This window comes from Arthrobacter sp. 9MFCol3.1 (genome assembly GCF_000620385.1).
GTDB lineage: Bacteria > Actinomycetota > Actinomycetes > Actinomycetales > Micrococcaceae > Arthrobacter.
On record NZ_JIBJ01000021.1, the window covers coordinates 44,950 to 54,763 of the forward strand.

Below are 9,814 nucleotides of genomic sequence, written 5' to 3' on the forward strand. Positions count from 1 at the left end.
CTTCCCGCGTTCAGCGGCGCAGCAGGTAATCGGCCACGCCGTCCGGGTTTGCCAGGGCGAGGAGATGGCCGCCGGGCAGGACGTCGGGCTCCATGCCGAGGCGTTCGCGGGCGATCCGTTGTTGGAAGTCCAGCGGAAAGAAGCGGTCTCCCTTTCCGGCCAGGACGCGGGTTGGGATCCTGGGCCAAGCCGTGAAGGTGCAGACCGACTCGAACACCGCGTCTGCTTCGGGGCGTTGGTGCGGTTCGCCTTCCGCGGCGACTTCCGGCGGAACGTCGTGCAGGAAGTAGGTGTCCGTGGCGAACTCGGCACTGTACCCGTGGGCCCGGGCCGCGCTTTGCTGCGCCGCAGCCCAGCCGGTGTTGTCCCACCATGCGCCGGCGGTCTCGCCCGGTACGGGGATCATCGCATTCACCAGGACAAGCCCGGCGACGGGGGCTTTTTCGCACACGAGCGGTGCGGTGAAGCCACCCAGCGACTGCGCAACGAGCACCACGTCCTGGCGCCCACCGATGGCCTCAAGAACCAGGCGCGCGTACTCGGGCAGCCCGGCGCTTTCATCGTCGCCGGGCAGATCGACAGCGACGGCTTCGTGGCCGGCCCCCTGCAGCAACGGAACGACGCGGCTCCAGTACCAGGCCGCGCCGCCCGCTCCGGGGATCAGGACGAATCTACTCACCGCAGCATCAGCCAAACGCCGACGGCGGGACCCCGGTTCTGGACCGGCAGGTGGCGGCCGTGGGGCCGGCTACGTTTCAACACGGAGCTCATCTCCCCATTGTTACCCCGCCCGCATCGACTCGGGCACCCGCAATACCCCCACTGCCGCTACCAAATACGGCACCGGATCGGGGTCCGACCCGGCTGCCCACTGCATCCAGGCCTCGAACGTCGCGCCGATCAACGCGGCACACAGGTACCCGGCCACGTCCTCGGGGACGCCCGCGGACATCAGGTAGGCCCGGGTCCGCTCGCGCTGGGGCGCCAGGGAAGCGTAGCTGCGGCTGGCCAGTTCGGGGTGTTCGGCGATCAGCCGCAGCCGGCCGCGCGTGACCGCGAGATCCGGCAGAACGGCAACCCCGGCGACCGCCGCGTCGCGCAGCCGGGCAAGGACGCCGCCGTCGGCCCCGCAGGCAGCGCTGGCGTATTCCAGCACCCGGCCCGACGCTTCGACCACCGGTTCCATGCCGCCCCAGACGAGATCGGCTTTGCTGGAGAAGTAGCGGTACAGGCTCTTGCGCCCGATCCCCGCCTCGCGTGCGATGTCTTCCATTGAGGTCTGCTCGTAGCCGCGTTCGGCGAACAGCCGCAGCGCGATCGCGGCCACGGGGTCGGGATCAATCGTCACCGGGCGCCCGGTAGAGCGCGGAACGGCGGTGGTCACGGCATCCGAAGGCATCCCACCAGTATTCACCCTTCCATAATGACACAGGGTGTCATAACGTGGACCGCATCACCGTCAGCAACGTCTGGAAGGACATCATGGGCAACGAAGCTTCATGGCAGGAAGCCACCACCACCGGCCGGTTCGCAGGCAAGACCGTCATCGTCACCGGCGCGGCCTCCGGCATCGGCCAGGCCACCGCGCTGCGGATCGCCAAGGAAGGCGGCCGCGTCATCGCCGCCGACATCAGCAAGGAACGCCTGGATGACCTGGTGGCCGAGAACGCCGGGCTGGACCTGGTCCCCGTCGCCGGCGACATCTCCACCGAAGAGACCGTGGCCGCCGTCGTCGCTGCCGCCGGCGGACGCGTCGACGCCCTGGCCAACGTCGCAGGCATCATGGACAACTTCGCCCCGATCCACGAGGTTGACGACGACACCTGGGACCGCGTCTTCCGGATCAACGTCACCGCCCTGATGCGCCTTACCCGCGCGGTGGTGCCGCTGATGCTGGACGCCGGCATCGGCTCCGTGGTCAACGTCGCCTCCGAGGCGGGCCTGCGCGGGTCCGCCGCCGGCGCCGCCTACACCGCGTCCAAGCACGCCGTCGTCGGCCTGACCAAGAACTCGGCCGTGATGTACGGGCCGAAGGGCCTGCGCTTCAACGCTGTGGCCCCCGGTCCCACCATCACCAACATCGTCGCCAACTGGGGGTCCCAGCTCGCGGCCGAACGCCTCGGCCCCCTCATGCAGGTCACCGTCCCGACGCCCGCCACGGCCGCGCAGCTCGCCGCGTCCATCACGTTCCTGCTCAGCGACGACGGCACCAACATCAACGGCGCCGTCCTCGCCTCCGACGGCGGCTGGTCCGCGCTGTAGGGGAGCGGCAACCGGCACAGGCGGACGACGGCGGGATGTCCCGCCGTCGTCCGTTTGGGCCGCTCGTTTGCCCTACCGGGACGACGCTGGACGGCCGAGGGTGGAGGCGGTGGCCCGGTTACTTTGGGCCTTTCGACGCTGACCTCGTTCCGCGCCGCGTCCGCTGTCGTGGAACTATATTCGGACAAGGGGGAGGATCGGACTGCAGTGCAGTAACGAAGGATTGCAGGCACCAAGGAAGGCGGATTTCTCAATGGCGGAAATGCCGCCAGCCACGGTGGAAGTGACTAACGACCTGGTCCAGCGCCTCGTCCGGGACCAGCGGCCGGACCTCGGCGATTGTCCGATAGCGCGGGTTGCGAACGGCTGGGACAACGCGACCTTCCGGCTAGGAGACAGCTTGGCCGTCCGGCTGCCGCGCAGGGCGGAGGCCGTGCCGCTGATACTTCACGAGCAGCGCTACCTTCCCGACATAGCTCGCCGCTCCCCGGTTGCGGTTCCTGTCCCCGTCCATGCCGGCAGGCCGACGTCGGACTTTCCCTGGCCGTGGAGCATCGTGCCGTGGGTCCCCGGAGCCGCTGCGTCCGACGTCGGCCCGGCAAGCCGCGGACCGGCGGCTGAAGGCCTGGCCGATTTCCTGCTGTCCCTTCACGTGCCCGCCGAAACTGACGTCCCGGTGAATCCTTTCCGAGGCGTGCCGCTGACAGACCGTGACGCTGTGCTGGTGGAACGGCTCGGGGACCACGAACGCTACCCGCAGGCGGCAGCGCTGAGAGCAGTGTGGGCGCAGGCCTGTGCCGCCAAAGCCTGGGATGGTCCGGCAATGATGCTCCACGGGGACCTCCACCCTGGCAACATCCTGCTGGCGGGCGACGGCTCCCTGGCCGGCGTCATCGATTTCGGCGACGTCGGGGCAGGGGACCCGGCTGTCGATCTTGCGGTGGGGTGGCTGATGTTCGACGCCGGCACTCGCCGCCGCTTCATGGGCGCCTTTGGCTCCGCAGTGGACGGGGACGCCTGGATGAGGGCGCGCGGTTGGGCCCTCATCCTGTCCACCGCCATGCTGAGCAACTCCGACGATAATCCGCGGATGTTCGCCGTAGGAAAGTTCGGGATCAGGCAGATCCTGGCTGACGGTTTTCGCCTGCAACTCTGACGCCGGCGATAATGTCAGTGGCTCCTTCTATGGTGTTGGTATGGAAGGCAGAGCAGTTGCCGAGACGTTGGAGGCCATGGAGGCCTCCCTCGCTGCAATGGCTGCATGTGCCGATCGTGGAGCCGGGAACGTGGACTCGACTGGTGCTGACCTTCTCCGGGACGATGCGGACGCGTGCCTGGACGGCATGGCTGAGGTGGGCCGCATGGAAGCCGGGCTGGCCGCGCTGAAAGTGCACTTCGCCGCCGGATATGCCCGCGCTACTGTGGCCATGGCGGCCCCGGCTGCTTCCCCGCAGGAGCGCACCGCCCAGGAAATGGCGGCGACAGCAGAAGTGGCCTGTGTCCTGACTGTGAGTGAACGATCGGCGGCGGCGCTCCTGGCGGAATCAGCCACCCTGACCACCGGGTTGCCCCTGACCCTGTCTGCGCTGCAGGCCGGGAGCATTTCATGGCAACACGCACGCGTAATGTGTGATGAAACGTCCGGCCTGGACCCCGCCGCGGCGGCTGCTTTGGAGGCTCATTTCCTGGACCCCGAAGCTCCCTTTGCCGCGCGTGGCTGCCCGGCGGGGGAGCTGGTACCGGGCAGGTTCCGGGCCAAAGCGCGCAGATGGCGTGAGCTGCACCATCCCTTAAGCATCGAAACGCGCCACCGCAAGGGTGTGGAGGACCGTCGGCTGGAATATGTGCCGGACCGGGACGGCATGGCCTGGCTCTCTGCCTATCTGACTGCGGATGTGGCGGCGGGTGTATGGTCCCGTGCCACGGAATCGGCGCGTGCCCTGCAGGGGCCGAGTGAATCCCGGACCCTGACCCAGCTCCGTGCGGACGTCGCCGCGGACTGGCTGCTGGCGGGGGTGGCGGAAGGATCTCCGTCACCCAAGGCGCAGGTCTTGGTGACCGTGCCGGTGCTGTCTCTGTTGGGCGCCGAGTCGGAACCGGCAATGCTGGACGGGTATGGTCCAATTCCGCCGTCCATGGCCCGCCGGCTTGTGGGGGATGGCGCCGGATCGTTCCTGCGTGTGCTGACCGATCCGCGCAGTGGAGCGCCGCTGGAGATCGGGCGGACCAGCTACCGGGTTCCGAAGGCGATGCGCCAGTGGTTGCGGCTTCGGGACGGCCGGTGCCCCTTTCCGGGCTGCAATAACCATTCCCTGGATAACGAAGCGGACCACGTGTTGGCTTGGTCCGAGGGTGGCGGCACCGGCGTCACCAACCTGGGCCAGCCATGCCGGCGGCACCACCGGCTTAGACACACCACAGCATGGAGGCCGGTTGACGCGACCCGGGACCAGCCACCCGGCTGGATCTCACCTGCGGGACGCTCCTATCCCAGCGAACAACAAGACTGGGAACCACCACACTGGCCGCAGCACCTCGGCCACGCGGGTGAAGGGCAGGAGCTGGAACCGCCCGACTGGCCCGACGTACTTGCCGGTGTCGTCGGCCCCGGAGAGCCCGAGCCGCCATTACCGGTCGATCCCTTTCCTGACTGGGCACTGTTCATCGCGGCGTAGGGTCGGCGCCTTATGCTCCCCTCCCGCCAATGAAGGGTTCGCGATGAGGCAAACGCGTGCGGAAGCTTCGGGCTTTGGCAGTCGCGCCGAGTTTGTCCGGATTTCGCACGAGGTAGATGCCCGTAACCTGTTCGTTGTTTGATTCAACGAGGGCCACAAGGTCAACCCTGTCTCCGCTGTAGATGGTGAGGGCCGGCATCCCGTTCAAAGATGATGATTCAACCCGCAGATCAGGGAGCGGGTTTTTTGCGATGCCCGTGAGGAAGCGCGCGATGTTGTCCGCGCCGATAACGGGTTTGCGGGCCGCTGTGACTCTTCCGCCTCCATCGGAGAGGAGGACGGCTCCGGGCGCGAGTACGTCCATGAGGGACTGCATGTCGCCCCCGAGTAGAGCCGTGAGGAACCGGTCGGCGACTGCTCGTTGCTGTCGTGCATCCACCTCAAAGCGCGGTTGACGCGCGCGCACGTGCGCCTTTGCCCTGCTTGCTATTTGACGGACGGCCGCCGGCGACTTGTCGGTGGCTTCGGCGATCTCCGCGTATGGGAAATCGAAAACCTCGCGGAGGACGAAAACTGCCCGCTCATCGGGGGACAGGGTCTCAAGCACCACGAGCATCGCAAATGACAGTGATTCACTCAGGACAGCATCCTCAGCGACATCCGGGGCCGTGACCACAGGCTCCGGGAGCCACGGACCAATGTAGTCTTCCCGGCGGCGTTGAGCTGCCCTCAGGGAGTTCAACGCTTGACGCGTCACGGTTTTGGCCAGGTAGGCTCGCGGATTTTGGACAGCTTCTGCATCGACACCGGACCATCTCAGAAAGCTCTCCTGAACGACGTCCTCGGCATCCGTAACTGTTCCCGTGATTTCGTAGGCAATGGTGAAAAGCAGGGAACGGTGTTCCTCGAAAACTCCTGCTGTTCCCACAGCCTTACCTGGCTTCTGCCGGCCGGGGCCCCTTGGGCCAGCTGAACGAACCGCTCCGACGAAGCTCGCCTCTGATCCAGGAAAGCGTCATTTGGCACATCTGCGCTTTCACCGTTGCCGCGAGACGACCCCGAAGGACGAACCGGCGCGGCTGGTCGTCGGCACGCACGGTCTGAACGAGCCCGGACTTGCGTCCCAGGCTGATGCACCTGAGCATGTATCCCGCTGAAAGCGGGGCCGGAGTTCGTTTATCGAGGCGGGCCATGATGCTGTCGGCCGCGTGAGCACCAAGCGGCAGGGCCGTCGCGCAGCTCATGCGCAGGTGGCCGGCGACGCTTTGGGGGGCTTGTATGGCATCGCCCGCACCGAAGATGTCGGGGAACTGCGGGCACGAGAGTGACTCGTCGACCATGAGCCGTCCGAGGGCATCGGTTGGCAGTCCGCTGTCACGTGCCAGGTCCGGTGCGCTGAATCCTCCGGTCCAAATCGTGCAGTCAGACCGCAGGGTGTCACCACCCGACGTTATGACCGAGGAATCGTCGCACCCTTGCACATCGGTATTCTCTATCATTTCGACGCCGAGCCCTGAAAGCCGCTTCATGACCGCGTGTCGGCCGGAGCCGGAGAGGCTGCCGGCAATGGCTCCCCGGGAAATGAGCTGTACCTGTAGCCGCGGATACTTTTCCGCGACTTCGGCAGTAACCTCGATGCCCGTCAGGCCAGCCCCGATGATGCTGACGGTTGAGCCTGGATCCAGTTGCGAAAGCCGGGCCCGTAAGCGGTTTGCGTCCTCGGGATCTTTCAGAGCGTACGCGCCCGCCGGAATCTTGCCCGGCGCCTGGGTGCTGCCCACGGCGTACAGCAGTACATCGTAGTCGAGCGGTTCGCGGCCGTCTGATATGTGCACGTGGTGGTTTTCAGGGTCGATGCGGGACGCTGTGCCTTCGATCAGGTCCGCACGCTCATGCAGCAGCGACCGCATCGGCACCCGGGCAGATTCCCGGCTTCCTGCCGCGACCTCGTGAAGGCGAATCCTTTCCACGAAATCGGAAATCGGGTTGATGACGGTAACGCTGATGGAGTCAGACAGTCGCGGACTTCCGGCGAGCCGGTTCGCGGCCATGACTCCGGCATACCCGGCGCCGATAATAACCACACGACAACGCATTGACACGGTGACTCCTATCGCTGAACGAACGTTTGAACATAGGACACCGCAGAGGCCCTAAATGTGACACACCCAAGAAGTCTGGATGACCTCGTCACGCACGGCTGCGACCGCCAGTTCGAGTTTTGGTTCGCCACGGATCTGCTCCTGACGCGTCCACGGCTCAGCGTGGCCGTTCACTGCTGTTTACCGGCCCTCCATCGCGTGGCCCGTCACTGTTAGCGCGGATCGGAGAGCCTGTTTGAGGCATCGGCGCGCCAGATCGGTCGAGCTGAACTATGCCCCTGAACCCGGACCAAGGAGAACCCCGTGCTTATCAAACCCGCGCTTATCAAAAGTGCTGTCGCCGCGCTGGTGGCCCTCACGTCCCTGACCGGAATCGCCGTCCCCTCCTCTGCCGCCACCTCATCCCGGGATGTTGTGCTGGGCCAGCCGCTGTTGGAGGCCCATGCGCACAACGACTACGAGCACGGCCGCCCGCTCTTTGACGCCCTGGAGCATGGGTTCACCAGCGTCGAGGCGGACGTTTGGCTGGTTGACGGCGAACTATTGGTCGCTCACGACCGGGAGAACGCACAGCCGGGAAAGACCCTGGCGAGCCTGTACCTGGATCCGTTGGAAAAACTAGTCCAGCAGGAAGGTCACAGCGTTTATCCGGGCTGGGACGGCAGCTTGCAGTTGCTGATAGACATCAAGAGCGACGGCGAGAGCACCTACGCTGCCATTGAGCAGGAGCTGCGCAAGCACCCGGCCCTCATGACCCGTTACAGCAAGGGTAAAGTCAGCACCGGCCCGGTGACCGCCGTGATCAGCGGCAATAGGCCGCTGACCATCATGCAGGCGGAAGACAAACGCTACGGGTTTTTCGACGGGCGCTCAGCCGACCTTGCCTCCGGGATGCCCTCGGCGCTCATGCCGCTGATCAGTGATAACTGGACAAAGCTGTTTACGTGGCAGGGTGTTGGCCCGATGCCCGAGGCGGAACGCGCCAAACTCGTCGCGTACGTCGCGGACGCACACGCAAAGGGATACCGGGTCCGATTCTGGGCGACTCCGGACCAGCCGGGCGAGGCACGCGAAGCCGTTTGGACCGAGCTTCACCGGGCAGGTGTTGACCACATCAACACCGACGACCTCGCAGCACTGGAAACGTTCCTCAAAGCCCAGCAGCCATAAGTCCAAGGTCCACGAAGCCGAGCAGAGTCCCGGAATGTAGCAGCGGCCGAACCCGATCCTGCCGGTAGCCGCCGCGGCCCCCGGCAGCCGCAAGCGGACGACGGCGGGAAGTCCCGCCGTCGTCCGCTTGCTGTGGCCGCAAACATGTGGAAGCGGGTGGCCAGCGGCAGGGCAATGTAAGCGCCGACGCTTGTAAGTCCTCATTGTGGCGGCTGGCCGACTGCGCCACGATGTCCGTATGAACGCTGAAACACCGAAGGCGGCGGAGCTGAACCTTCCCCAGGCCTTCCTCCTTCTGGCAACGAACGACAAAGACGGCAAACCTGTTGTGCCGATGTACGCGCTCAGGACCACGTTGGCGGGGGCAATATTGGCCGAGCTGGACCTGATCGGTGCAATCGAGTTGCAGGGGAAGCTCGTCAGGGCTACCGGCACTGCCCCGGAAACAGACTTCCAGCGCGAGCTGGAGCTCATCCGCGGCAAATCTCGGCCCCACACTCCCAAACGGTGGGTCTCCATGCTGGAGGGCCGCGCCGAAATGCAGCGTGTCTACGAGGGGATGGCGGCATTGGGCATCGTGGAACATGTCGGCGAAAAACACCTGGGTCTGTTCCGGACCGTGCGGTACCCGGAGAAGGACCACGCTCCGGAGGCGGCGCTCCTGACAAAGATCCAGGCCGCACTCGGTGGTGCGCCGACCGATCCCGCGAAGGCTGATGCCGAGACGCCTGATGCCGGGACGCCTGACGCCACGGCACCTGATGCCGGGACGCCCGCACCCGCGAAGGCTGATGCCAAGGCACCCGATGCCCGAACCACAGCGCTGATCGCCCTGCTTCAGGCGGCCGGACTGCTCGGCAAGCTCATACCGGCAGCAGACAAAATCCGGGCTAGTGAGCGGGCGAAAGACTATTGGCCTTCCCGCGCGGTTGAGATCGAACTCCGCATGATCAGACTGGCAGAGGAAGAAGAACCAGGCATATGAGGCTGCCTGAATCGCTAGGTACGGGGACAACATCATGGCCAACTGGGTCTCCCAGCTCCCAGCTCGCGGCCGAACGCCTCGGCCCGCTGATGCAGCCCACCGTCCCGACGCCCGCCACGGCCGCGGAGCTCGCCTCCTCCATCACGTTGCTGCACAGCAATGACGGAACCAACATCAACGGCGCCATCCTCGCCTCCGACGGCGGCTGGTCGGCACTGTAGGGGAGCGGCGCCGAGCGCAAGCGGACGACGGCCACCTCGCCCGCCACGGCGCGCCAGCGACGTCGGAACCCTAGGGGCGGAGGATCCTTACGTGCTCGGGGGTGAGGTCCGTGATCCGGCTGACGCCGAGCAGGGCCATGGTGCGTTCCATGTCCTTCTCCAGGATGTGGAGGGCGCGGTCCACGCCGGCGCGTCCGCCGGCCATGAGCCCGTAGAGGTAGGCGCGGCCGATCAGGGTGAAGTCGGCGCCGAGGGCGAGGGCGGCGATGATGTCCGCGCCGCTCATGATGCCGGTGTCCAGGAGGATCGCGGCGTCGCTGTGGTCGGCCTTGAGGGCGGCGGAGACTTCGGGGAGCAGGTGGAAGGGGATCGGTGCGCGGTCCAGCTGGCGGCCGCCGT

Annotated in this window: 11 protein-coding genes; 6 read left to right on the forward strand and 5 right to left on the reverse strand. The window is 66.2% G+C overall.

Translation table 11 applies throughout. The annotated features are described in order from the left end of the window. Positions 1–10: 10 nt before the first annotated feature. Both C560_RS0116495 and C560_RS0116500 read right to left on the reverse strand, forming a co-directional pair. Entirely contained in the window at positions 11–679 is a 669-nt protein-coding gene (locus C560_RS0116495; protein WP_043423307.1) for an alpha/beta fold hydrolase, read from the reverse strand. Between the two features lie 102 nt (positions 680–781). Continuing rightward, on the reverse strand, positions 782–1,399 hold the full coding sequence (locus C560_RS0116500) for a TetR family transcriptional regulator (protein WP_026539029.1): 618 nt from the start codon (positions 1,397–1,399) through the stop codon (positions 782–784). 83 nt (positions 1,400–1,482) lie between these two features. Between C560_RS0116500 and C560_RS0116505 the strand changes: the two genes are divergently transcribed. The 3 genes from C560_RS0116505 to C560_RS0116515 all read left to right on the forward strand — a co-directional run bounded on the left by C560_RS0116505 (position 1,483) and on the right by C560_RS0116515 (position 4,937). After that, positions 1,483–2,262 carry an SDR family NAD(P)-dependent oxidoreductase gene (locus tag C560_RS0116505; RefSeq protein WP_026539030.1) on the forward strand — a complete coding sequence of 260 codons (780 nt, stop codon included), beginning with the start codon at positions 1,483–1,485 and terminating at the stop codon, positions 2,260–2,262. A gap of 283 nt (positions 2,263–2,545) precedes the next feature. Beyond that, on the forward strand, positions 2,546–3,418 hold the full coding sequence (locus C560_RS0116510) for an aminoglycoside phosphotransferase family protein (protein WP_442853167.1): 873 nt from the start codon (positions 2,546–2,548) through the stop codon (positions 3,416–3,418). 40 nt (positions 3,419–3,458) lie between these two features. Beyond that, complete coding sequence (locus C560_RS0116515) at positions 3,459–4,937, forward strand: HNH endonuclease signature motif containing protein (RefSeq protein WP_026539032.1); 1,479 nt, start codon at positions 3,459–3,461, stop codon at positions 4,935–4,937. Between the two features lie 10 nt (positions 4,938–4,947). Here the strand turns inward: C560_RS0116515 and C560_RS22200 are convergent, their stop codons facing one another. Next, on the reverse strand, positions 4,948–5,865 hold the full coding sequence (locus C560_RS22200; RefSeq protein WP_043423309.1) for an RNA polymerase sigma-70 factor: 918 nt from the start codon (positions 5,863–5,865) through the stop codon (positions 4,948–4,950). A gap of 4 nt (positions 5,866–5,869) precedes the next feature. Continuing rightward, a complete protein-coding gene (locus tag C560_RS0116525) occupies positions 5,870–7,021 on the reverse strand; it encodes an NAD(P)/FAD-dependent oxidoreductase (RefSeq protein ID WP_026539033.1) in 1,152 nt (383 codons plus the stop codon). A gap of 321 nt (positions 7,022–7,342) precedes the next feature. Between C560_RS0116525 and C560_RS0116530 the strand changes: the two genes are divergently transcribed. The 3 genes from C560_RS0116530 to C560_RS23420 all read left to right on the forward strand — a co-directional run bounded on the left by C560_RS0116530 (position 7,343) and on the right by C560_RS23420 (position 9,415). Then, entirely contained in the window at positions 7,343–8,209 is an 867-nt protein-coding gene (locus C560_RS0116530) for a phosphatidylinositol-specific phospholipase C/glycerophosphodiester phosphodiesterase family protein (RefSeq protein ID WP_231494379.1), read from the forward strand. Positions 8,210–8,447: 238 nt separating this feature from the next. Then, a complete protein-coding gene (locus tag C560_RS0116535; protein WP_026539035.1) occupies positions 8,448–9,194 on the forward strand; it encodes a GOLPH3/VPS74 family protein in 747 nt (248 codons plus the stop codon). Further along, positions 9,191–9,415 carry a hypothetical protein gene (locus C560_RS23420; protein ID WP_442853168.1) on the forward strand — a complete coding sequence of 75 codons (225 nt, stop codon included), beginning with the start codon at positions 9,191–9,193 and terminating at the stop codon, positions 9,413–9,415. The genes C560_RS0116535 and C560_RS23420 overlap by 4 nt, the downstream gene beginning before the upstream one ends. 70 nt (positions 9,416–9,485) lie before the next feature. Here the strand turns inward: C560_RS23420 and C560_RS0116545 are convergent. Further along, positions 9,486–9,814 (reverse strand): alpha-hydroxy-acid oxidizing protein (locus C560_RS0116545; protein WP_026539036.1); only part of this gene is annotated, 329 nt, incomplete at its 5' end.